The 23,174-nt window shown below is 71.0% G+C and carries 20 protein-coding genes, 1 rRNA gene, 1 pseudogene and 1 riboswitch; of the genes and pseudogenes, 7 read left to right on the top strand and 15 right to left on the bottom strand.

Annotated features, from left to right (window positions below; all coding sequences use genetic code 11):
• Positions 1-26: 26 nt before the first annotated feature.
• Positions 27-1,376 (top strand): MFS transporter, encoded by a 1,350-nt coding sequence (locus ACZ4Z1_RS32715; protein ID WP_468490383.1) that lies wholly within the window; start codon positions 27-29, stop codon positions 1,374-1,376.
• Here ACZ4Z1_RS32715 and ACZ4Z1_RS32710 read toward each other — a convergent pair.
• A complete protein-coding gene (locus ACZ4Z1_RS32710; RefSeq protein WP_468490288.1) occupies positions 1,361-1,702 on the bottom strand; it encodes a MerR family transcriptional regulator in 342 nt (113 codons plus the stop codon). The genes ACZ4Z1_RS32715 and ACZ4Z1_RS32710 overlap by 16 nt on opposite strands.
• Before the next feature lie 195 nt (positions 1,703-1,897).
• Between ACZ4Z1_RS32710 and ACZ4Z1_RS32705 the strand changes: the two genes are divergently transcribed.
• Entirely contained in the window at positions 1,898-2,701 is an 804-nt protein-coding gene (locus ACZ4Z1_RS32705; protein WP_468490287.1) for an aminotransferase class IV family protein, read from the top strand.
• 164 nt (positions 2,702-2,865) lie between these two features.
• The gene (locus ACZ4Z1_RS32700; protein WP_468490286.1) at positions 2,866-3,690 is read left to right on the top strand and encodes a PhzF family phenazine biosynthesis protein; all 825 of its coding nucleotides are present in this window, start codon (positions 2,866-2,868) and stop codon (positions 3,688-3,690) included.
• Positions 3,691-3,845: 155 nt separating this feature from the next.
• On the opposite strand, the gene ACZ4Z1_RS32695 is transcribed toward ACZ4Z1_RS32700, so the two are convergent.
• A complete protein-coding gene (locus tag ACZ4Z1_RS32695) occupies positions 3,846-4,736 on the bottom strand; it encodes a CPBP family intramembrane glutamic endopeptidase (protein WP_468490285.1) in 891 nt (296 codons plus the stop codon).
• Positions 4,737-4,848: 112 nt separating this feature from the next.
• On the opposite strand from ACZ4Z1_RS32695, the pseudogene ACZ4Z1_RS32690 reads away from it, so the two are divergent.
• Positions 4,849-5,181: pseudogene (locus ACZ4Z1_RS32690) on the top strand (hypothetical protein); the annotation flags it as partial.
• A gap of 184 nt (positions 5,182-5,365) precedes the next feature.
• On the opposite strand, the gene ACZ4Z1_RS32685 reads toward ACZ4Z1_RS32690, so the two are convergent.
• The gene (locus ACZ4Z1_RS32685) at positions 5,366-6,892 is read right to left on the bottom strand and encodes a glutamate-cysteine ligase family protein (RefSeq protein ID WP_468490284.1); all 1,527 of its coding nucleotides are present in this window, start codon (positions 6,890-6,892) and stop codon (positions 5,366-5,368) included.
• Positions 6,893-7,518: 626 nt separating this feature from the next.
• Here ACZ4Z1_RS32685 and ACZ4Z1_RS32680 point away from each other — a divergent pair.
• Positions 7,519-8,106 carry a hypothetical protein gene (locus ACZ4Z1_RS32680; RefSeq protein WP_468490283.1) on the top strand — a complete coding sequence of 196 codons (588 nt, stop codon included), beginning with the start codon at positions 7,519-7,521 and terminating at the stop codon, positions 8,104-8,106.
• A gap of 364 nt (positions 8,107-8,470) precedes the next feature.
• Complete coding sequence (locus ACZ4Z1_RS32675; protein WP_030019934.1) at positions 8,471-8,677, top strand: DUF5999 family protein; 207 nt, start codon at positions 8,471-8,473, stop codon at positions 8,675-8,677.
• A 170-nt stretch (positions 8,678-8,847) separates the two neighbouring features.
• Here ACZ4Z1_RS32675 and gcvP read toward each other — a convergent pair whose 3' ends face one another.
• Positions 8,848-11,733 (bottom strand): aminomethyl-transferring glycine dehydrogenase, encoded by a 2,886-nt coding sequence (gcvP, locus tag ACZ4Z1_RS32670; protein WP_468490282.1) that lies wholly within the window; start codon positions 11,731-11,733, stop codon positions 8,848-8,850.
• A 189-nt stretch (positions 11,734-11,922) separates the two neighbouring features.
• A riboswitch (glycine riboswitch) is annotated at positions 11,923-12,020 on the bottom strand.
• 114 nt (positions 12,021-12,134) lie between these two features.
• Between gcvP and ACZ4Z1_RS32665 the strand changes: the two genes are divergently transcribed.
• Positions 12,135-12,524 carry a PRC-barrel domain-containing protein gene (locus tag ACZ4Z1_RS32665; protein WP_030019932.1) on the top strand — a complete coding sequence of 130 codons (390 nt, stop codon included), beginning with the start codon at positions 12,135-12,137 and terminating at the stop codon, positions 12,522-12,524.
• Here the strand turns inward: ACZ4Z1_RS32665 and ACZ4Z1_RS32660 are convergent.
• The 11 genes from ACZ4Z1_RS32660 to rrf all read right to left on the bottom strand — a co-directional run.
• Positions 12,428-13,936, bottom strand: coding sequence for a DNA polymerase IV (locus ACZ4Z1_RS32660; protein ID WP_468490281.1), 1,509 nt, complete (start codon positions 13,934-13,936; stop codon positions 12,428-12,430). The genes ACZ4Z1_RS32665 and ACZ4Z1_RS32660 overlap by 97 nt on opposite strands.
• A 334-nt stretch (positions 13,937-14,270) precedes the next feature.
• Complete coding sequence (locus ACZ4Z1_RS32655; protein ID WP_468490280.1) at positions 14,271-14,873, bottom strand: MerR family transcriptional regulator; 603 nt, start codon at positions 14,871-14,873, stop codon at positions 14,271-14,273.
• Between the two features lie 186 nt (positions 14,874-15,059).
• On the bottom strand, positions 15,060-15,533 hold the full coding sequence (locus tag ACZ4Z1_RS32650; RefSeq protein ID WP_003984965.1) for a bifunctional nuclease family protein: 474 nt from the start codon (positions 15,531-15,533) through the stop codon (positions 15,060-15,062).
• 53 nt (positions 15,534-15,586) lie between these two features.
• Positions 15,587-16,333, bottom strand: coding sequence for a transcriptional regulator FtsR (ftsR, locus tag ACZ4Z1_RS32645; RefSeq protein ID WP_468490279.1), 747 nt, complete (start codon positions 16,331-16,333; stop codon positions 15,587-15,589).
• A gap of 17 nt (positions 16,334-16,350) precedes the next feature.
• Entirely contained in the window at positions 16,351-17,124 is a 774-nt protein-coding gene (locus tag ACZ4Z1_RS32640) for an FHA domain-containing protein (RefSeq protein WP_468490278.1), read from the bottom strand.
• Positions 17,125-17,314: 190 nt separating this feature from the next.
• On the bottom strand, positions 17,315-18,274 hold the full coding sequence (locus tag ACZ4Z1_RS32635) for a DUF881 domain-containing protein (RefSeq protein WP_468490277.1): 960 nt from the start codon (positions 18,272-18,274) through the stop codon (positions 17,315-17,317).
• A gap of 5 nt (positions 18,275-18,279) precedes the next feature.
• Positions 18,280-18,612 (bottom strand): small basic family protein, encoded by a 333-nt coding sequence (locus ACZ4Z1_RS32630; protein WP_003984969.1) that lies wholly within the window; start codon positions 18,610-18,612, stop codon positions 18,280-18,282.
• Positions 18,609-19,523 carry a DUF881 domain-containing protein gene (locus tag ACZ4Z1_RS32625; RefSeq protein WP_468490276.1) on the bottom strand — a complete coding sequence of 305 codons (915 nt, stop codon included), beginning with the start codon at positions 19,521-19,523 and terminating at the stop codon, positions 18,609-18,611. The genes ACZ4Z1_RS32630 and ACZ4Z1_RS32625 overlap by 4 nt, the downstream gene beginning before the upstream one ends.
• Before the next feature lie 115 nt (positions 19,524-19,638).
• A complete protein-coding gene (locus ACZ4Z1_RS32620) occupies positions 19,639-22,134 on the bottom strand; it encodes a sugar phosphate nucleotidyltransferase (RefSeq protein ID WP_468490275.1) in 2,496 nt (831 codons plus the stop codon).
• Positions 22,135-22,251: 117 nt separating this feature from the next.
• The gene (locus tag ACZ4Z1_RS32615) at positions 22,252-22,860 is read right to left on the bottom strand and encodes a CDP-alcohol phosphatidyltransferase family protein (protein ID WP_468490274.1); all 609 of its coding nucleotides are present in this window, start codon (positions 22,858-22,860) and stop codon (positions 22,252-22,254) included.
• A gap of 219 nt (positions 22,861-23,079) precedes the next feature.
• Positions 23,080-23,174: ribosomal RNA gene (gene rrf / locus ACZ4Z1_RS32610) — 5S ribosomal RNA — on the bottom strand; the annotation flags it as partial.

Below are 23,174 nucleotides of genomic sequence, written 5' to 3'. Positions count from 1 at the left end.
CTGCCCCTGCGCCCGGCGCGCGGGGCCTGTGGCTCGACGCCGACTTCCGCCGGCTCTGGGCAGGCCAGACCGCCTCCCAGTTCGGAGAACGCACCGGTCAGGTCGTGCTGCCGCTCATCGCCGTGCTGGCGCTCGACGCCGACGCGACCGAACTCGGCGCCCTGCGCGCCGTCGAGCAGGCGCCCGTCCTGCTGCTCTCGCTCTTCGCCGGCGCGTGGGTGGACCGCCGACGGGCCCGCGACGTGATGATGACGGCGGACCTCGGAAGGGCTCTCGCACTGGCGGCGCTCCCCTGCGCGTACCTGCTCGGCGTCCTCGGAATTCCGGCGCTGGTCGCTGTCGCGCTCGCCGTCGGCGTGCTCAGCGTGTTCTTCGACGTGGCGTACCAGGCTTCGCTCGTACGGCTGGTACGGCGCGATCAGTTGACGCAGGGCAACAGCGCACTCGAAGGCAGCAGATCCGCGGCGCAGATCGGCGGCCCCGCACTCGGCGGCGCGCTGGCGTCACTGGTGTCGGCGCCCGTCGCCGCCGCGGCCGGTGCGTTCTGCTTCGCGCTGTCCTACCTGTCGGTCCGTCGGATCCGGCGGCGCGAGTCGGTTCCCGGAGGCGCCGACGGCGGTGCCACAGACACCGACGATCGCGCTACCGGCATCGCCGGCGCCGCTCGGCCCACCCGAACACAGCAGGTACGGCAGGTACAGCAGGCACTGCAACAGATCGGCCAAGGGCTGCGCTTCGTCCTCGGCGACCCCATGTTGCGTGCCGTGGCCCTGGCCTCGGCCGCCTTCCAGTTCTCCTTCGCCGCCCTGATGACCGTCTATCTGCTCTTCCTGCCCCGGGAACTGCACCTCTCAGGCACCGCCGTCGGCCTGGCGCTCGCGGCGATGGGCCCGGGAGCGGTCCTGGGCTCACTGCTGGCGGCCTGGCTGCCACGCACGTGCGGCTACGGCGTGGTGCTGGTGTCGGCGGCGGCCCTCGCGGACGGTGTGCTGCTCTGCGTTCCCGCGCTGCACGGCTCCACCGTCGTCACGGTCGCCCTGCTCGCGGGCATCAACGTCCTCTTCGGCACCTTCAGCCAGTTGGTCAACGTCACCGTCATGGCCGTACGGCAGGCCGTCACCCCTTTACCCCTCCAGGCCCGGGTCGTAGCGACGGTCAACTGCGCGGGCCTGGGACTGGCCCCGCTCGGTTCGCTGCTCGGCGGCCGGCTGGCCGACCAGTGCGGACTGCGCGCCGCTCTGCTGGTGACCGCCGCCGGCCTGTCGCTCTCCCCGTTGCTCATGTGTCTCTCCCCGCTGGCGCGCCTGGGGAAAAACCTTCCGGAAGCGCACTCGCGCACACCACCGCCGGACGGTCAGGGCTACTGCCCCAAGTAGCCCGCGAGGACGCTGCGGCTGCGCTGGAGGTCGTCGATGCGTTCGTCGGTGTCCGCCAGCACCCGGTTCAGGATGGCGCGCACGTCCACGCACATCTCGATCTCCGGCTGCTCACCCCGGGCGCACGGCAGCACCGCGCGAATCACCTCGGTGGTCAGCCCCGCGTCCAGCAGGGCGCGGACCTGCCGCACGGTGACCACCGTGCTGTCGTCGTAGCAGCGATAGCCGTTCGAGCCGCGCTCGGCGGACAGCAGGCCCTGCTCCTCGTAGTACCGCAGCAGCCGCGCGCTGACCCCGGTACGCCGCGACAACTCCCCGATCAGCATGTGCCCGCCCCCACTGTCCCGCCCATCCGAGATTGACCTTCCCATTGATGTGAAGTCTTAACGTCGCCCACAGAGCGAACATTCCGCGCCCTACCGCCCGCGGGCGGGGCGATGGACGCCGCCGGCCCTCGTGCCCGTACAGCCGGTCCCGTACAGCTCGCCCTCGTAACTGGCCCCTATGACCGGAGTGACATCATGACCTCTTTCGTCGTGCAACGTAACGGCCGGACGGCGACGGCCGGTGACCTGGCGCCGCTCGCTTTCGCGGGCTACGCCCACTTCACCGCCATGCAGGTACGCGGTGGCCGGGTCCGGGGTCTCGACCTCCACCTGGAGCGGCTGCGGACCGCGTCGAAGGAGATGTTCGGCCGGGCGGTGGGCGACGACCGAGTACGCGCCCATCTGAGGACGGCCCTGGAGGCAGGCCCGGCCGACCTCTCGCTGACGGCCACCGTGTACTCGCCCGCCGGCGAATTCACCGTGGCCGGTCCCGATGCGGAACCCGAGGTGCTGGTCCGTACGGACCCGGCCGCGTCCGGGCCGCGGGGACCGCTGAAGCTGGCGACGTTCGCGTACGAGAGGCCTCTCCCGGCCGTGAAACACGTGGGCGAGGTGGGTAAGACGTACTTCCTCCGGGAGGCCGCGGGCCGGGGCTTCGACGACGCCGCCTTCGTCGACCGCCGAGGCCGGCTCAGCGAGGGCTCCATCTGGAATCTGGCCTTCTGGGACGGTTCCACGGCGGTGTGGCCGGCGGCCGAGATGCTGGGCGGCACCACGATGGGCATCGTCCGCCGGCAGCTGGACGGCCTCGGCGTTCCCCAACGCGTCCAGGAGGTGACGCTGGACGACCTGCCGTCGCTGGCCGGCGGCGTGGTCATGAACTCGTGGACACCGGGCGTGGCCGTACGCCGGATCGACACAACGCCCTTGCCGGACGCACCGGACTTCCTGGACTTGCTGCACCGTGCGTACGAGGCCGAGCCGCTCGTCGCGCCCTGAACGAGAGAGCCGGCAGTCCGCCAGGGCGCTACGACATCCCCCCGACTGGCCCCCCTCATCCCCAGTCGAGAGCCCGCCACTTCTACCATCCGAAAGCCAGAACCAGTCCACCTACTCGCGATTGGCCTTGGGCACGGAAGGTGTGGCCTCCTAAGCTCCAGGCCATGAGGATTCGTATCGTTGACGCCTTCACCGACCGCCCCTTCGGCGGCAACCCCGCCGGAGTCGTCCTGTTCGACGCCGGCGGCTTCCCCGACGACGCCTGGCTCCAGCGGGTCGCCGCCGAGGTCAACCTCTCCGAAACCGCCTTCGCCCACCCGCTGCCCGCGGGCGGGGACGCCGACTGGGCGCTGCGCTGGCTCACCCCGGCCGCCGAGGTGAACCTGTGCGGTCACGCCACACTGGCCACCGCGCACGTCCTGCACACCACCGGGACCGCCACCGGCACGGTCCGCTTCACGACCCGCAGCGGCGTGCTGACCACGACGGCCGACGACAGCGGCGCCGTCACCATGGACTTCCCGACCGCACCGCTGACACCGGTCGAGGTGCCGCCGGCCGTCGCCGCGGCGCTGGGCACGGAGGTACGCGGCGCGTACGACACCGGCGAGAACCTGGGTGACCTCCTCGTCGAACTGGCCGACGAGAAGGCGGTACGGGCGCTGGAGCCGGACCTGAAGACCCTCGCCTCGCCCGGCGGCCGCGGGGTGATCGCCACCGCGGCGGCCGCAGACCCCGACGGGGGCTACGACTTCGTCAGCCGCTGCTTCTTCCCGGCCGTGGGCATCGACGAGGACCCGGTGACGGGCAGCGCGCACACCGCGCTCGCGCCGTTCTGGTCGGCCCGGCTGGGCCGTGACGAACTCACCGGCCTCCAGGGCCCCGCCCGCCGCACCGGCCTCGTACGCACCGCGCTGCGCGGCGACCGTACGCTGCTCACCGGATCGGCCGTCACCGTCATCGACGGCGACCTGCTGACCACCCCCTGAGCGCCGCTGATCCGCTGCCCGGGCCGCACCCGCGCCCCGGGGCGCGCCACGGGGCCGGGCCCGGTACCGGCCGGGCCGGCCCCGATTCCGTTTACGACACGGCGGCATCCCTCACACGACGGCACTCCTCACACCGTAGGCAGCCACGCCATCTTTCACCCCGTAGGCAGCCACCCCACCTTGCCCGCCAGTAGCGCGTATCCGAGGAACGCCACGATGTCGATCAGTGCGTGCGCGGCGATCAGCGGGCCGACGCGCCCCCAGCGCCGGTACAGCAGGACGAAGATCACGCCCATCACCATGTTCCCGACGAACCCGCCGATGCCCTGGTACAGATGGTACGAACCGCGCAGCACCGCGCTCGCGGCCAGCGCGGCCACCGGGGTCCACTCCAGCTGCCCCAGCCGCCGCAGCAGGTAGCCGAGGACGATGACCTCCTCGACGACGGCGTTCTGCACCGCCGAGGCGATCAGTACCGGGAACTTCCACCACACGTCGGGCAGCGCCTCCGGCACCACCGTCAGGTTGAAGCCGGCCGCCCGCGCGCCGAGGTACAGCAGCAGTCCGCTGCCGCCGATGACCGCCGCGACGCCGACGCCGCGCCCCAGGTCGGACCCGGGCCTGCGCCCGTCGAAACCGACCGCCCGGAGGCCGCCGGCCCGCTCCCTGATCAGCAGATGCGCCACCAGTGCCACGGGGACGAGGGCGGTGGCGATGCCGAACACCTGCCAGGCCAGGTCGAGCCAAGGGCGTCCCGGCGCGTGCGAGGAGTTCAGCATCGCGGCCTGGTCCTTGAGGCCGCCGGGCTTGGTCAGCGACCCGATGAAGCTGATGAGCGCGGACACGCCGCTCGCGCCGAGCGAGAGCGCCAGGACCAGCACCGTCTCGCCGCGCAGGATCCGTCGCGGCAGCCCGCCGTCCACGCCCGCGTCCCGCCCTTCGTCCGGGCCCTGCCGCTTCCGGCCCGGGGATTCCGCACCGGTCACGGGGCTCGCGTCCGACTGCACAGCTGCCTCCAGTTCCGCACTATCGCCATGGAACGTCATAGCTTGCCCGAGAAGGGGACCGGCGAGCCGCACGGGGCGTCGCACGGCCCTCGAATGCCGCGCCTCCGAAGGCCTCGCCCCCGGACGCCACACTCCCCGTCCCTCCGCCGGCATGTGGTCCGGGCCGTGCACGGCGCTTGGCCGGAGTACCACCGGGGAGCGGCCCGGCAGTCGTTGCCGGTGCCGTGCGTCTGGGCGATTTTCCCTTCCGCTCAGGGCCCATGACGCAGACGCAGCCGGCCCGCCTGAGGGGGGCACCGGTCTCTCCGGCCTCGTACGGGGAGGCCGACGTGCTGATCGCAGCGGCCGTCCGCGCTTCATCAAGGGGAGGGCATCAAGCCCGGTGCCATGTGTTCGACGCGGGGCACGACTCGGCCCCGTCGGCGACGTGGGCTTCGAAAGCGCCCGGGAACGAGCGGGCCTGATCACTCCGGGGCCGGATGGTGTCGGTCCGATGACCATCGCCGCTCTTCTGGCGCAGACGGCCGAGACGGCGGAACGTCAGGCCGCGGTCACCACCGGCCGGCGCCCCGCACGAACACCCCGGAGCCCGGCACGCCTCGAATCCCGCGCACCCGGCCCGAAGCCCGCACATCCGGCCCGAAGCCCGCATGTACGCCCCGGATCCCTCATCCCCGCCCCGCCGCCACCGGCGCGGCGGCCCACTCGACGGGCCAGGCGTGCACCGGCTCCCCCGAATGCATCAGTTCGCTGTAACGCTGGGTCATCGCCGCCAGCGCGCCGCCCCGGTCCAGGCCGCGGCCGAGCGCGTGGTGATACGCGGCGGCCTGCCAGGACGCCCCGTTGACCCGGCGTCGGCAGCGTGCCTCGATCACGCCGAGGTAATGGTCCCGGTCGACCGGCTCGACGCCCCAGGCGTCCAGGCCGGCCGCGGCCATCGGCAGCAGTTCCTGGCGTACCAGGCGTACGGCGGAGATCTCGCCGAGGCCGCCCGAGCGGCCGGGGCGGGGCCACTTCAGTACGGCGTCGATGCCGCGGCGGCACGCGGTGTCGAAGTTCTCGGCCGCCGCGGCGAACGGCATCCGGGTCCACACCGGGCGCGGCTCCTCGGCCAGCGTCCGCACCAGCCCGTAGTAGAACGCCGTGTTGGCAATGACGTCGGTGACGGTGGGCCCCGCGGGCAGGACCCGGTTCTCGACCCTGAGGTGCGGGACGCCGTCGGCGACGCCGTACACCGGGCGGTTCCAGCGGTAGACGGTGCCGTTGTGCAGCACCAGCTCGGACAGGCTCGGGATGCCGCCCTCGTCCAGGACGGCCAGGGGGTCCTCGTCCGAGTGGATGGGCAGCAGCGGCGGGAAGAAGCGCAGGTTCTCCTCGAACAGGTCGTACGGGGTGTCGACCCAGCGCTCCCCGAACCAGGTGCGCGGACGCACCCCCTGGGCCCGCAGCTCCGGCGGCCGGACATCGGTGGCCTGCTGGAACACCGGCGGGCGCGACTCGCGCCACAGTTCGCGGCCGAAGACGAACGGTGAGTTGGCGCCGACCGCGATCTGGACGGCGGCGACGGCCTGGGCCGCGTTCCACACGGCGGGGAAGCGGTTCGGGGTGACCTGGAGGTGCAGTTGCACCGAGGTGCAGGCGGCCTCGGGCGCGATGGAGGCGGAGGAGGAGACCAGCCGCTCGACGCCCTCCAGGTCGATCTGGAAGTCCTCGCCGCGCGCGGCCCGCATCTGGTCGTTGAGCAGGACGTAACGGTCGATCTCCGAGAGGTTGGAGGCGACCAGGTCCTCGGCGGCCAGCGTCGGCAGAATACCGATCATCACGATACGGGCGGCCACTTCGGCGGCCTTGCGGTCGGCGTAGGCCAGGCCCGTGCGCAGTTCCTCGGCGAGCTGGTCGAGGACGCGCCCGGACAACCGGTGCGGAAGAATATTGACTTCCAGGTTGCACTGGGCCAGTTCGGTCTGGAAATCACGGCTCGCGATGCGCTCCAGGACCTGCGAGTTCATCATGCGCGGCATACCGTCCGGCCCGGCGAGATTCAATTCGATCTCCAGCCCCATCAGATTCTTGGGGCGGTCGAACCGCTTGTCTTCCAGGAGCCTCTGCAATCCCGTCAGACACTCGTGCAGCTTTCTTCGGTAGTGTTGCCGGTCGGTGAGACCGATACCGCCCGCCGCAACCTTCTCCCCCATCGAAGCGTCCCTCCTCATGACGACGGGCCCCGGCCCGACGGGCCGTCCGGTGCCTTTCCGGCAGCAGCGCCCGGTCCACGGGGCTCCCCGGTGGCGCCCGGCGGTCGCGCTACGGTCGATGATGCCCGCCAATCCGATCGATAACGCCTCGGACGTGCGCCGGAACCGGTAGGCTGCGGGAGACGTGCGGGCTGGCACATTCCGAGGGCATACCGTCGGGTCCGGAGGCCGGATCATAATGCGGCGGTAAACGTCGTCGGGCTCGGCGAAATGACCGTCCGGATCCGGCCTACCGTGTCCGCGGAGAAATACCAGGCCGTCGCGGTGCGCACCACGCAAAGGCACCGAAAACACCGCTCGGGCGGGTCCGGATTACGACTTGCCGGCAATCCGCGGAACGGCTAGCCGTAACACTTGGTGAACACACGTCGTATAAACTTCGCTGACGAGGCAGAGAGTTGGCGCCCAGCGTTGCGGTGTTCCACCGGGGCTGTGGCACAGCGGCTGACCCCGCCGGGCCGACATCCCCGGTCGGCCAAGTACTGGCGCTCTGACCCCGCACGCTGACGACGCCGTCCGCACCATGCCCAGCACCACCGTGTCTCCCAAGTGAGAGGCGACCCACCATGCCGCTGCATGTTCCCCCTGCCCCCGCGCCTGCCCTCCGCAGCGTCCTCGCCGCCCTCGGTTCCCCCACCGCCGTGCGCGAGGCCCGCACCCCCGCCCTCCGTGCCCACCAGGGCCCGCTGAGCCCCGAACTCCCCCTTCCCGTACATGTGCTGGACGATGTCAGCCACCCCGCCGGGCCGCCCCGTACCCGGCTGTCCGGCTGGCGCTTCCTGATCCGCAGCGGTGAACGGGCGGTGGCGACCGCGGAAGCCATGCTCACGGCCGACGGCTGGACCTTCTCGCATTTCTGCGAGGGCCCCTACGTCACGTCGACCGAACGGGCACTGCGTCAGGCGGAGTCCGTACAGACCCCGTACCAGCCACGACTGCTGTCCGTGCCGGAGCTGTACATGCTCACCCTGTGGCTGCACCACGACATCGCCGCCGACGGCGCCGAGGGGATGCCCGCCCCGGGTGATGTCCTCGTCCCCTTGGCGCCGGCCCCGCCGGGCATCGCCGCCCACCGGCCACACCGGGTGGCGGACCTGCTGCCCCGGCTGTCCCTGCGCCTCGCGCCGGTGCCCCTGCTGGGGTCGCCGGCCTGAGACCCGGCAGGGGGTTCTCCACGGCGACCGGCCGAGGTCGTACGACGCAACCGCGCACAGGAGCACACCGCCCCACAGGAACGCGCCCCGCGCCCTCCACGGCCGCGGGGCGCTCCGCTGTGCTCACCCGCGCGGAGTACGCGTCTGCACAGCTCCCAACGCCCCGTGAGGGGGACGCACTTGAAATGAACCGACCGCACGGGTGATGCGTCATTATCTAGTGAGTGCCGCTGCAGCCAAATCCCTGCGGAATCCGGCCCGTGGGGCAACACTGGTATCGACCTACTGAAACGGGGGAGCGGCCATGAGCATCTCGTCGAGCCGCAGGACGAATCAGACCACATCGCAGCGAAAGACATCATCCATGTGCCAGCATCAACCGCCGTGCCCGACCGCAGACTCTGCCGACCGGGAGGCCGCCCATCTGGTGGCGCACCACCCGGAACAGGGCTGGAGCCTGCTGTGCAACGGTGTCCTCCTGTTCGAGGACACCGGTGAACTGCTGCCGGACGGCCAGGTCATCGCGCCGCACCGGGTTCTGGGCACGCCGCACGTGGCCACCGCTGCCTGACCGCATCGGCGCACGGCACCACGCGGAACCGCACAGCACGGCACAGACGGCACCGCACAGACCGACTGCCGGCTGACAACACAGCACAAGGGACAACAGGGCCCCCGGCGTCCACGCCGAGGGCCCTTCGCATGCGCGCGCGGCCGCGAGCGGTGCGCGCGGACGGCGGATCAGCCGTCGTACTCCTCCAGCGGCGGGCAGGAGCACACAAGGTTGCGGTCGCCGAACGCACCGTCGATACGGCGCACCGGCGGCCAGTACTTCTCCGCCGCCTCGGCGCCGGCCGGGAAGACCGCCTCCTCACGGGTGTACGGGTGCGCCCACTCGCCGCTGAGCGCCGCCGCGGTGTGCGGGGCGTTGCGCAGCGGGTTGTCGTCCTTGTCCCACTCCCCCGAGCCGACCTTCTCGATCTCCGCGCGGATCGCGATCATCGCGTCGCAGAAGCGGTCCAGCTCGTGCAGGTCCTCGCTCTCGGTCGGCTCGATCATCAGCGTGCCGGCCACCGGGAAGGACATCGTCGGCGCGTGGAAGCCGTAGTCGATCAGCCGCTTGGCGACATCGTCGATGCTCACACCGGTCGCCTTGGTCAGCGGCCGTACGTCGATGATGCACTCGTGCGCGACCAGGCCGCCGGGTCCGGTGTAGAGCACCGGGTAGTGCGGCTCCAGGCGCTTGGCGATGTAGTTGGCGCCGAGCACCGCGACCTGGGTGGCGCGCTTGAGGCCCGCGCCGCCCATCAGCCGGACGTACGCCCAGGAGATGGGCAGGATGCCCGCGGAGCCCCACGGCGCCGCGGAGATGGGGCCCACACCCGTCTCCGGGCCCGCGGTGGGCTGCAGCGGGTGGTTGGGCAGGTACGGTGCCAGATGGGCGCGGACACCGACCGGGCCGACGCCGGGACCGCCGCCGCCGTGCGGGATGCAGAAGGTCTTGTGCAGGTTCAGGTGCGAGACGTCGCCGCCGAACGTGCCGGGCTCGGCGAGGCCGACCAGCGCGTTGAGGTTGGCGCCGTCCACGTACACCTGGCCGCCCGCGTCGTGCACCGCCGCGCAGATCTGCGTGATGTGCTCCTCGAACACGCCGTGCGTGGACGGGTAGGTCACCATCAGCACCGCGAGCTGGTCCCGGTACTGCTCGATCTTGGCGCGCAGGTCGTCGGCGTCCACCTCGCCGTCCTCGCCGGTCTTGACGACGACGACCTTCATGCCGGCCATCACGGCGCTGGCGGCGTTGGTGCCGTGCGCGGAGGACGGGATCAGGCAGACGGTGCGCTGCTCGTCGCCGTTGGCGCGGTGGTACGCCCGTACGGCCAGCAGACCGGCCAGTTCGCCCTGCGAGCCGGCGTTCGGCTGGATGGAGACCTTGTCGTAGCCGGTGACGGTGGCGAGACGTTCCTCCAGTTCCGCGATGAGCGTGAGGTAGCCCTGCGCCTGCTCGACCGGCGCGAACGGGTGCAGCTGCCCGAACTCGGGCCAGGTGACCGGCTCCATCTCGGTCGTCGCGTTCAGCTTCATGGTGCACGAGCCGAGCGGGATCATGCCGCGGTCCAGCGCGTAGTCCTTGTCCGACAGCCGGCGCAGGTAGCGCAGCATGGCGGTCTCGGAACGGTGCTGGTGGAAGACTGGGTGGGTCAGGTACGCGTCGCCGCGCAGCAGTTCCGACGGCAGCGCGTCGGCCACGGCAGCGTCGAGCCGCTCGATGTCGGCCTGCACGCCGAAGGCGCTCCACACCGCGTGCACCTGCGCGCGCCCGGTGGTCTCGTCGCAGGCGACGCCCACCAGGTCGGCGTCGACCAGCCGCAGGTTGACCCCGGCCTCGCGGGCCGCGGCGACGGCCTCGGCGGCCCGCCCCGGCACCCGTACGGTCAGCGTGTCGAAGTACGCGCCGTGCACGACCTCGACGCCGCCGGCGCGCAGGCCCTCCGCCAGTATGGAGGCGTAGCGGTGGGTACGGCGCGCGATCGCCGCGAGGCCGTCCGGGCCGTGGTAGACCGCGTACATGCCGGCCATCACGGCGAGCAGTACCTGCGCGGTGCAGATGTTGCTGGTGGCCTTCTCCCGGCGGATGTGCTGCTCACGCGTCTGGAGGGCGAGTCGGTACGCCTTGTTGCCGTCGGCGTCCACCGAGACGCCCACCAGGCGGCCCGGCAGGCTGCGCGCGAACTTCTCCCGTACGGCCATGAATCCGGCGTGCGGGCCGCCGAAGCCCATCGGGACGCCGAACCGCTGCGTGGTGCCGACGGCGATGTCGGCGCCCAGCTCGCCCGGCGAGGTCAGCAGCGTCAGCGCCAGCAGGTCGGCGGCGACGGTGACGATCGCGCCCAGTTCGTGCGCCTGCTCGATGACGGCACGCGGGTCCCGTACGGCGCCGGAGGCACCGGGGTACTGGAGCAGCACACCGAAGACACCGCGCTCGGCCACCTCGGCCGGGATGCCCTCGGACAGGTCGGCGACCACGACCTCGACGCCGGTCGGCTCGGCGCGGGTCTCGATCACGGCGATGGTCTGCGGCAGGCAGTCGGCGTCGACCAGGAAGACGCCCTGTTTGACCTTGCCCACCCGCCGCGCGAGGGCCATCGCCTCGGCGGCGGCCGTGCCCTCGTCCAGCAGCGAGGCGCCGGAGGTCGGCAGTCCGGTCAGGTCGGCGACCATGGTCTGGAAATTGAGCAGCGCTTCGAGGCGGCCCTGGGAGATCTCGGGCTGGTACGGGGTGTAGGCCGTGTACCAGGCGGGGTTCTCCATCACGTTGCGCAGGATCACCGGCGGGGTGAACGTGCCGTGGTAACCGAGACCGATCATCGGAGCGAGCACCTGGTTGCGGTCCGCGAGCGCCCGCAGCTCGGCCAGGACCTCGGCCTCGGTACGGCCCTGGGGCAGGCCCAGCGCCTCCGCGCTCTTGATCACGTCCGGTACGGCGGCCGCGGTCAGTTCGTCCAGCGATCCGAACCCGACCTGCGCGAGCATCTTGGCCTGGGCCTCCGGGCCGGGGCCGATGTGCCGCTGCTCGAACGGGGTGCCTCGTTCCAGCTCGGTCAGGGAGCTGCGGTTGGTGGTCATCTGCGGGGGCCTCCTGGTCGTTTCGACCTACGCGGGGCACCACGGCGCTGGTGCCCGGACGGCCTCCCCCTCTGTCATCTCAACCTGAGAGCTTCACCGGCCCCGCGAGCGGCACCGGCTTTCACCGTCGGTGAGGAGGGGCTTCCGGCGCTGTGCCCGTCCGTGGCCCGCCCTGCTTTCCAGAGTGACCTCGTCCATGCGGTACGTGAGCCTGAGAGATTCCGGGGAGGAGTTGCTCCTTCGGCGCCTCCGCCATGATCGACGAAGGACTCTCCCGCATGGGGTCTGCAGCCGTTCGCCAGCCTACCAGCGCGTCGAACGGGCCTTCCTTCGAGTGGCCGGGGCATGAATTGTGCCGTTTGGTAGTTGTCACAAGGCAGTTGCGACCACTTGGAGGGACCGTGCAGACCGATATCGATCCCCGCAGCTTGATCGGCCGCAAGGCGTTCGACAAGAACGGAACCAAGATCGGCACCGTCGACGAGGTGTACCTGGACGACGCGACCGGTGAACCGGAATGGGCGGCCGTACGCACCGGGATCTTCAGCCGGGACGCCTTCGTGCCCCTGGAGCCCAGCGATCTGGTCGACGAGGCGCTGCACGTCCCCTACGACCGCAAGCTGATCCGGGATGCGCCGGACTTCGGGGTGGGCCGCCACCTCTCGCCGGAGCAGGAACTACAGCTCTACCACCACTACCGTCTGGACATCCCGGCCCCCGATCCCGTGCCCGGCTCGGACGCCGCACCGGCCGACACGGAGTTCGGGCGGGTGGCCGGCGCGGAGGACTGAGGGACGGTGTCCGGGGCGCCCGGACCGGGAAGGCTCCCGGGCTCGTCCCTTCCCCCGTCCGGCGGACCGCCCACCAGCGGCAGCGGCTCGCCGGGCCGCAGCGCGGGATCGTCGACCGGAAATGTGCGCACCCGCCCGGGCCCGGTCCACGGCTGCTCGAACCGTACGGTCACCCGGCCCACACCGCTGCCCTGCACCCACCCGGCGCCGTGTTCGTCATGGATCACGTCGAGCCCCGGGAGCCACCGCCGGGGCCGCTCGGGCTCGTCGGCGGCCATCCGCGCGGCCTCGTCGGCCGCCCGGCGCTCCCGCTCGGCCTCCTCCTCGGCGGCCTTCTCCGTCGCCATCTGGGCGAACAGGTCCTCCTGCGTGAAGTCCGCGAGGCCGGTCACGCCCACGCCCAGCAGCCGTACGCCGCCCGTGGTGTCCACCAGGTCCAGCAGCCGGGCCGCGGCCTCCCGCACCACCCCCGGGTCGTCCGTGGGCCCGCGCAGCGTCTCCGACCTGGTCAGCGTCGAGAAGTCGTAGTTCCGCACCTTGATCACGACGGTCCGCCCCGACCGCCCGGCCGCCCGCAGCCGCTGCACGCACCGGTCCGCCAGCCGCGTCACCTCAGCCCGCACCCGCGTCCGGTCCGTCAGGTCCACCTCGAAGGTGTCCTCGACCGATATGGACTTCGCGTCCCGCTCGGCCACCACGGGCCGCTCGTCGCGCCCCAGCGCCATCGCGTACAGCCCGGCGCCGTGCGCCCTGCCCAGCAGCCGTACGAGCTCCGCCTCACCCGCCTCCGCCGTCTCGGCGACCGTGTGGATGCCCGCCCGGCGCAGCGTCTCCGCCGTGGCCGGACCGACGCCGGGCAGCGTGCGCACCGTCATCGGGCCGAGCAGCTCCCGCTCCGTGCCCGGCTCGATCACCACGAGGCCGTCCGGCTTGGCCTGCTCTGAGGCGATCTTGGCCAGCATCTTGGCCCCGGCCAGCCCCACCGACCCGGTCAGGCCCGTCCGGCGCCGGATGTCGCGCCGCAGCCGCTCCCCCACCGCCCGCACCACCGCGGTGTCCGCCTCGACGCCGCCCGCCTCCAGGTCCACGAACGCCTCGTCCAGGCTGAGCGGCTCCACCAGCGGCGACAGCTCGTGGAGCAGTTCCATCACCACGTCGCTCACCTGGCGGTACAGGGTGAAGCGCGGCGTCAGATACGCCGCGTTCGGGCAGAGGCGCCGGGCCTGGGCGGTGGGCATGGCGGAGCGCACCCCGAAGACCCGGGCCTCGTACGACGCCGTGGAGACCACACCGCGCGGGCCGATGCCGCCGACCACCACGGGCCTTCCGCGCAGGCTCGGCTTGGCCGCCTGCTCGGCGGCCGCGAAGAACGCATCCATGTCCAGATGCAGGATCGTCGGCGCACGTCTCACATGACTGATGCTCCCCCACACCACTGACAATCGCGCCGACCGGCCCCGCCGGGCCGTGCCGCGAAAGGGGCCTGGGGCGCCCTGAGAGGCGCCGTGCGCGGCTTCTGGGGCTGGTTGAGCGTTGTGGGGCGCGTGGGGCGCTGCTGATGCGGCAGAGGCGCGGGAGGGCGCCGTACCGGGCGTACGGCGGCGGCCGGCGCCCGGTCTCGACACGTCAGGCAGCGCGCCGAACGGCACCGACCCGACACCTCAGCCACCACGCCGGGCGGCCAGGACCCGGACCTCAGCCGCCGCCCTCACAGCCCGGCCGAGGCCGCCCGCTCCGTACGGCCGCTCAGCCCGCCCGGTTGCGCCGCCGCGCCAGTTCGTCGTGCGGGTTGTGCCGGACCAGCGTCTCGCCGGTGTCCACACGCTCCCCGTGGAGCTGCGACAAGGCGCCCTCGACGTCGCGCCACACCACGCCCACGGCGATCCCGAAGACGCCCTGCCCGCCCTGGAGCAGATCGACCACCTCATCGGGCGAGGTGCATTCGTAGACCGTCGCGCCGTCGCTCATCAGGGTCATCCTCGCCAGGTCGGACAGCCCGCGGGAACGCAGGTGCCGGACGGCGGTGCGGATGTTCTGCAGGGACACCCCGGTGTCCAGCAGCCGCTTGACGATCTTCAGGACGACGACGTCCCGGAAGTTGTAGAGCCGCTGGGTGCCCGACCCGTAGGCGGGCCGTACGCTCGGCTCGACGAGCCCCGTACGGGCCCAGTAGTCGAGCTGGCGGTAGGTGATCCCCGCGGCCGCGCACGCCGTCGGGCCGCGGTAGCCGATGGACTCCGCCCCGCGGTCCCCCGGCACCTCGGCAGTCTGTGCCGGGGTGCGGTCAACAGCCCCGGGGTGGAGCGGCAACGCCCCTTCCGCCGCCGTACCGTCGCCGGTGATTGCCACGCCGACCTCCGTCCTCCACGTCCCGGACGGGACCTGCCTTATCGACGGTATGCAGTCACTCGGGGTGCGTCAACGATCGCCGCGCTCGCCACGCCGAGTGATAATCACCCTGCGAGTGGTTTCTCGTGCCCCCGGCCGGGGAAAGGCTACTCGAATGCGCGGAAGACAGCCCTCCGCGCACCCGGCTCACTGACTGTTGGTGCCGAAGTCCTCGGGCGAGATCTGGTCGAGGAACTCGCGGAACTTCTCCACCTCGTCCTCCTGCTCGTCCGGGATGGCGATGCCCGCGTCGTCGAGGACCCCGTCGGTCCCGTAGATCGGCGTACCGGTGCGCAGCGCCAGCGCTATGGCGTCGGACGGACGGGCGCTGACCTCGACACCGCTGGCGAAGACCAGCTCGGCATAGAAGACCCCCTCGCGCAGGTCCGTGATGCGGACCTGGGTCAGTTCCTGGCCCACCGCTTCCAGCACGTCCTTGAAGAGGTCGTGCGTCAGCGGCCTGGCAGGGGCCATCCCCTGCTGGGCGAAGGCGATGGCGGTGGCCTCCCCCGGCCCGATCCAAATGGGCAGGTAACGGTCGCCTCCTACCTCCCGTAGGAGCACGATCGGTTGGTTGGAAGGCATTTCCACCCGGACACCCACGACATCGAGCTCGTTCACACAGCAACCCTAGGACGTGCCCGACCGGTTTGGGTAGTCGGGCCACCCATTGCTCACGTCAGCCGGACGCGCAGGGCGGACTGGACCAGTGCCGCGTGCAGCCGCACGGACAGTGTGGCCAGCTCTCTGGCCGTGGCCTCGGCATGCTGCCTGGTCTGCGGGTTGCGGTGCCGGCGCAGCGGCGCCACGACCTGCTCGACGAGGTTGGCCTCCCGCTCGGCGGCCGCCTTGACCGCCCTCAGATGGCGGGGTTCCAGACCGAATCGCCCCAGTTCGGCGACGAGCTTGGCGACCGTGACGGCCTCGATGTCGTACCCGCCGTCGGCGTCCGGAACGATGAGCCCGTACGCCTCCCAGTCGGCGAGCTCCGCCTCCTCGACCTCCGCGGCGGCCAGCAGCTCCGCCCGGCCGACACGGGCGGCCGTGGGCCGGTCCTCGGCCGGCTCGCCCAGTCCCGCGAACAGCTCCCCCGCGGGCGCGGCGGGGGCCGGCAGCTGGACCTGTTCGCCCCGCGCGACGGCGTCCAGGTGCTCGCGGATCACTTTCAGTGGAAGATAGTGGTCGCGCTGCATCCGCAGGACGGCCGCCAGCCGGGCGACGTCGTCCACGGTGAACTTGCGGTATCCGGAGGGGGTGCGCCGCGGCTCGACGAGCCCCTCGGCCTCCAAGAAACGGATCTTGGAGATAGTCACCTCGGGAAACTCGTCGCGCAGCGCGTTGAGCACCGTACCGATGCTCATCAGCTTGCCGTCCGAGGTGGTGCCGGCGGACCCGGCACCACCCGGCGCAGTGCGGTGCATATGCCTTCCTTGGCCGGTCAGAAGCCGACGCCCCGCTGGCTCGCGTAGAAGACCAGCCGGAACTTGCCGATCTGGACCTCGTCGCCGTTGGCGAGCGGCACCGAGTCGATGCGCTCGCGGTTGACGTACGTGCCGTTCAGGCTGCCGACGTCGGCGACGGTGAAGCCGCCGTCCTGACCGCGGCGGAACTCCACGTGGCGGCGCGAGACCGTCACGTCGTCCAGGAAGATGTCGCTCTGCGGGTGACGCCCGGCCGTCGTCAGGTCGCCGTCCAGCAGGAAGCGGCTGCCCGAGTTCGGCCCCCGGCGCACGACCAGCAGGGCCGAGCCCATGGGCAGTGCCTCGACGGCCGCCTGGGCTTCGGGGGACAGCGACGGGACGGGCGTCTGGCCCGTCGTCTCCGCGTCGTACGCCTCGAGACCCGAGATGGAGATGGTCGAGGTCGTCTCGGAGGCACGCTCGGCCTGCGCTCCGGGGCGCAGCGGCGCTCCGCAGTTGGAGCAGAACCGGCTCGCCTCGGCGTTGCGGTGACCGCACCTCGTACAGACCGGCAAGGCAACCCCTCCACCCGTGTTCGCGGCCGACGGTCCCTGGGAACCTATGCGGCCGGGCACGGAGGGGTCAACAGAATGGGCGCCCGGCGCCCCGGGGCCACCCACCTGGTCGCGGAAGAGCGGACGCTCCCCGCCGGCACCGCTCTCCTCGGGACGGCCCTGGGCACGGTGCTTCGCCGAGCCGCTGCCGCCCTCCTGGCGTGCGCTCTTGCCGAACAGCTTTGCAAACAACTTCACGGGCGATTCCCCTTGAACGAAACAGACCCGCCCGTGGGGCAGGACGAACCCTCGATGCACACACCGGCCGATCCGGACATCCTGTTAACGTCCGTGGCCTTCACACAGTTTCCACCACGCACCACCCGTACGGTGCGCCGACCCCCCGCTACTTCTTGCCCGCCCCGGGACGTGCCCCTACGTCGCCGGCTCACCGCGATGACGACCGAGCGTAGTCAGGCCGCTTCGCCTCCCGCAAGGCGTCCACGATGATCTTCTCGTCACGGCTCACAGACACAGTGGCCTGCTCCTTTTCCAAAGTCTGCACCACACCGCCAGGGATGTTCAGCGCCGGTTCCAGGTCCTCGGGCTTGCCGATCACCTTGAAACGGTACGGCTGGGTGACGCGTTTGCCGTCCACCTCCACGCCGCCACGGACGTCCGACAGGTACGAATCGGCCACGACCCGTACGTCGTTGATCTGAATAGCCTCGGCACCGGCCGCCCGCAACTCCTGGACGGTGTCCAGGAGTTTGTCCGCCTCGACGGAGTGCGTCGGGTCGTTGATGGTGAGGTTGATGCCCGGCCCCTGGGCAGCCGCCGTCCCCGCCAGCACGCCGAGCTGCTGCTCCTTCTCCACGGTCTGCTTACGGGCCTCCTCCGCCTGGTCCGAGCTGTTCTCCAGCTCGGTCTTCTGGCCCTCCAGCCTGCGCTGTTCATCCGTCAGGCGTTGCGAACGGTTGTCCAATTCATCCAGGATGCGCACCAGGTCCTCCTGCCGCGCACCCCGTAGTGCACTGTTGTCACTCGTGGAACGTACCTGAATTGCCAGGCCGAGTCCGAGAATGAACAGCAGCAGGGCGACGATCAGTTGAGCCCGGGTCAGCCGCGGCGGCCACAGACCGGCCATCAGACGCTGCCGCCCGGTCACCTCCGGCTCCCCCGCGGCGGGCTTCGCCGCCCGGTCCGCACCCGCCTCCGGCGCCTCGTCCGCGGCGTGTCCCTCACCGTCCTGCGGGGGCCGCGACCGGCTCTCCGGGGGCATCGGCCGCCGGTCGGCCGGCCGGTCCGCTCCCCCGGGCCCCTCGGACCGCTCCTTGCGCGGCTGCTCCGGGGCCCGGCCCGGTTCCGGCGCCGTCCCGTCCCGCTCGGGGTTCTCCTCCGTAGCCATCGGCATCAGGCCCTGAAGACGTGCCGGCGGATGGCCGCGGCGTTGGAGAAGATGCGGATGCCCAGTACGACGACCACACCGGTGGACAGTTGGGCGCCGACGCCGAGCTTGTCGCCGAGGAAGACGATGAGCGCGGCGACCACCACGTTGGACAGGAACGAGACGACGAAGACCTTGTCGTCGAAGATGCCGTCCAGCATCGCGCGCAGACCGCCGAAGACGGCGTCCAGCGCCGCGACGACAGCGATCGGCAGGTAGGGCTCGACCACCGTCGGCACCACCGGCCGGACCACCAGCCCGACCACGACTCCCACGATGAGGCCCAGTACGGCGATCACGATGTGCCCTTCCCTGTGTCGGCGCCACCCGCGGCGCCGCCCTTCGGCTGTGCTGTACGTACGATCAAACTGGGCGCGGGCGGCAGCGTGACCTCGTTCTCGGCGGAAATCTTGGTACGGATCCCGTAGTTCTTGCGCAGGACGTCCAAGTACTGACCGTCCGCACTGTCCTGGAACGCGGTCGCGAGCCTCTGCCCGTCCCCCACCGCCAGCACCGTGTACGGCGGCACCAGCGGTTTGTTGTCGACCAGTATGGCGTCTCCCGCGGCTCTGATCGCCGAGAGGGAGGTGAGCCGCTGCCCGTTGACGGAGACCGCCTCGGCGCCGGACGCCCAGAGGCCGTTGACGACCCGCTGCAAATCACGGTCGCGCAGCCGCCCGGTGTCCGAGAACCCACTGCTCTCGCGGGGGCCGCCGCCACCCGACTGCGCCGACTTGGCGTCATCGACGACAAGCTTCACCCCGGGCCCGGTCACCTGCGTCGAACCGGCCAGCAGCGCCAGCAGCTCGGCCCGGTCGCCGCCGTGCTTCTTCAGCGCCTCCCGCTGCATGGCGCCCACGTCGTCGCGGAGCGCGTCGACCCGCTTCTGCACCGCGTCGGCGTCGGCCGTGCCGTGCTCGATGCGGTTGATCAGCTCTTCGCGTTCCTTCGCCAGGGTGGGCGCCGATATCCGCGCCTGGGCGGCGCCGACCGTCACCACCACCGCGGCCAGCACCAGGCCCGCCGCCAGCCCCAACTTCGCCCGCAAGGTACGGGGCAGGCCCCGCACCCCCGCCTCCGCCTTGCGCGCCGCCGCTTCCGCGTACCCGTCGTCCAGGGCGTGGTCCATGACGTTGGTCAGCAGCGACATCGAGGCGTCGGGGCGCGAGGCCTGGTGGGGGGTGCTCCGATCGGGGCGCTGCTGCGACATGCCGCACATCGTCGCACGTCGGCGCCGCAGTCTCCCAATGGCCCCACCGGCGTGCCGAATCGCGGACGCCGGTGGGGTCACGGGGCGGTGCGCAGGCGGTGACGCCCGCCGGGCATCAGCGGCCCGCGCTGTCCACCACCGCCGACCACTCGTCCAGCAGCTGCTGGGCCGAGGCGTCGTCCGGGCCCTCCGCCCACAGATGGGTGACGGCCTCCGCCGGGTCCGGCAGCACCAGCACCCAGCGCCCGTCGGCCTCCACCACCCGCACGCCGTCGGTCGTGTCCACCGACCGGTCGCCGGCGGCCTCCACCACATGGCGCATCACCAGGCCCTTGACCGCCCACGGCGTCGCCAGGTCCCGCCTGAGCACATGCGCCCGCGGAATCCGCGCGTCGATCTGACTGAGCGTGAGCTGGGTACGCGCCACCAGCCCGATCAGCCGTACGAACGCCGCCGCGCCGTCGAAGACGCTGCTGAACTCCGGGACGATGAATCCGCCGCGGCCGTCGCCGCCGAAGATGGTGTCGTCCGCGCGGCCCACCCGGGTCAGGTCGTCGGGCGAGGTGGTCGTCCACTCGACCTGCGTACCGTGGTACGCGGCCACCTGCTCGGCGATACGGGTCGTGGTCACCGGCAACGCCACCCGGCCGCTGCGCCGCTCGGCGGCCACCAGGTCGAGCATGACCAGCAGCGCCCGGTCGTCCTCGATGATCCGGCCCCGCTCATCCACCAGCGACAGCCGCTCACCGACGGGGTCGAACCGCACGCCGAAGGCCGCCCGCGCGGAGGCCACGATCTCCCCGAGCCGCACCAGCCCGGCGCGCCGGGCGTCGGCGGTCTCCGTCGGCCGGGACTCGTCCAGGCCGGGGTTGATGGTCAGCGAGTCGACGCCGAGCCGTCCCAGGAGGCTGGGCAGCACCAGGCCGGCGCTGCCGTTGGAGGCGTCGACGACCACCTTCAGGCCTGCCTCGCCGATGCCCTCGGTGTCCAGCGACCTGAGCAGCGACCCGGTGTACGAGTCGTAGACACTGGAGGGGAAGTGCAGGTCGCCTATCTCGCCGGGGAAGGCCCGGCGGTACTCCTGGCGCGCGTAGACCCGGTCCAGCTTGCGCTGGCCCGCCAGGGAGAGGTCGGCGCCGCGCTCGTCGAGGAACATGATGTCGACGGAGTCCGGTACGCCCGGTGTCGTACGGACCACGATGCCGCCGGCGCTGCCCCGGGCCGTCTGCTGCCGGGCGACGGGCAGCGGCACGTTCTCCACGTCCCGTACGTCGATGGCGCTGGCCTGCAGCGCGGAGATCATCGCGCGCTTGAGCGCCCGCGCGCCCCGGGAGTGGTCACGGGCGATGGTGACCGTGGAGCCCTTCTTCAGGGTCGTGGCGTACGCGCCGGCGAGCCGTACCGCGACCTCGGGAGTGATCTCGACGTTCAGGATGCCGGAGACGCCCCGCGCGCCGAACAGGTGCGCCTGGCCGCGGGACTCCCAGATCACCGAGGTGTTGACGAAGGCACCGGCCTCGATGGTCTTGAACGGGTAGACCCGGACGTTGCCCTGAACAATCGATTCCTCACCGACGAGGCACTCGTCGCCGATAACGGCTCCGTCCTCGATCCGCGCCGCCCGCATGATGTCGGTGTTCTTGCCGATCACACAGCCGCGCAGGTTGCACTGCTGGCCGATGTACACGTTGTCGTGCACCACGGCCTTGTGCAGGAAGGCGCCGCTCTTGACGACGACGTTCGACCCGACGATGGTGTGCTCGCGCAGCTCCGCGCCGGCTTCCACCTTGGCGTAGTCACCGATGTACAGCGGACCGCGCAGTACCGCGTCCGGATGCACCTCGGCGCCCTCGGCCACCCAGACGCCCGGCGAGATCTCGAAGCCGTCGATGTCCACATCGACCTTGCCCTCAAGCACGTCGGCCTGGGCCTTCACATAGCTCTCGTGGGTGCCGACGTCCTCCCAGTAGCCCTCGGCGACATAGCCGTAGACCGGCTTGCCCTCCTTCATCAGCTGCGGGAAGACGTCACCCGACCAGTCCACCGGGACGTCGGGCTCCACATAGTCGAAGACTTCGGGCTCCATGACGTAGATGCCCGTGTTCACCGTGTCGGAGAAGACCTGGCCCCAGGTCGGCTTCTCCAGGAAACGTTCGACCTTGCCTTCCTCGTCGACGATCGTGATGCCGAATTCCAGAGGATTGGGGACCCTCGTGAGGCAGACGGTGACGAGCGCGCCCTTCTCCTTGTGGAAACGGATCAGGTCGGTGAGATCGAAGTCGGTGAGCGCATCTCCGGAGATCACGAGGAAAGCGTCGTCGCGGAGCGCCTCCTCGGCGTTCTTCACGCTGCCGGCGGTCCCCAGCGGCTTTTCCTCGTTGGCGTAGGTGAGCTCCATACCGAGCTCTTCGCCGTCACCGAAGTAGTTCCGGACGAGCGACGCCAGGAATTGCACGGTCACTACGGTCTCGCTGAGCCCATGCCGCTTCAACAGCCGCAGCACATGCTCCATGATCGGCCTGTTGGCCACGGGCAGCAGCGGCTTGGGCATACTCGACGTCATGGGGCGAAGGCGAGTGCCTTCACCACCGGCCATCACAACGGCCTTCATGTCGGAAGCGTCCTCCTCGAAACAGACGACGGCCCTGCCGACTTCGCCCGTCCGGGAGAGTTACCGTTCTCCGTCTTCGGCACCCGGTCGGGCCGGGTGCGAAAACTTACGGCGAGTTCAGTCGGCCTTGGTGTCCACCTTGATGAGCCGGCGGACCTGGACCACATAGAGGATCCCTGCCCACCAATACAGTGCTGTACCCCATCCGGCGAACGCCCATCCGAAAATCTCAGCGAGCGTGTGGAGCCAGCCTTCTCCGTCGCTGAGCAGCAGCAACGGGAACGCGTACATCAAGTTGAATGTAGCCGCCTTCCCCAAGAAGTTCACCTGGGGAGGGCCGTACTTGTGGCGGGCGAGAGCCGCGACGGCGATCAGCAGCATCAGTTCGCGCGCCAGCAGGGCCGCGGTGACCCACAGCGGAAGGATTCCGCGCCAGGTCAGGCCGACGAGGGTGGAGAGGATGTACAGCCGGTCGGCGGCCGGGTCGAGGATCCGGCCGAGGCTGCTGATCTGGTTCCAGCGGCGGGCCAGCTTGCCGTCGAGGTAGTCGCTGACGCCGCTCAGCGCCAGGACGAGCAGTGCCCAGTACTTGGTGTCCGGGCCGCCGAACTCCTTCCACAGGATCAACCACAGGAACACCGGCACGCCGACGAGGCGAGCCATGCTCAGAATGTTCGGGATGGTGAGGACACGATCCGTCTGGACGCGCGTCTCCTGGACCTCCACCCGGGGGCCTCCTGTGGGGAACGTACCGACGATGCCCCCTGACCTTACCTGGCCGCTCCCGCACGGCACACCGCGGGTCCCCTGTCCGGATACCGCCGGACAACGACCCAAATAACCGGTGGGCGGCCCGCCGGCGTCATCGGAATACTCCCCCCGTCCCGGCATACAACGCAGAAAGCCCCGCACCATACGGTGCGGGGCTTCCCACTTTCACGAAAAGTTCGGCGGCGTCCTACTCTCCCACAGGGTCCCCCCTGCAGTACCATCGGCGCTGAAAGGCTTAGCTTCCGGGTTCGAAATGTAACCGGGCGTTT

The organism is Streptomyces sp. NPDC030165 (assembly GCF_055573595.1).
This window is presented reverse-complemented; position numbering and strand designations above follow the sequence as displayed.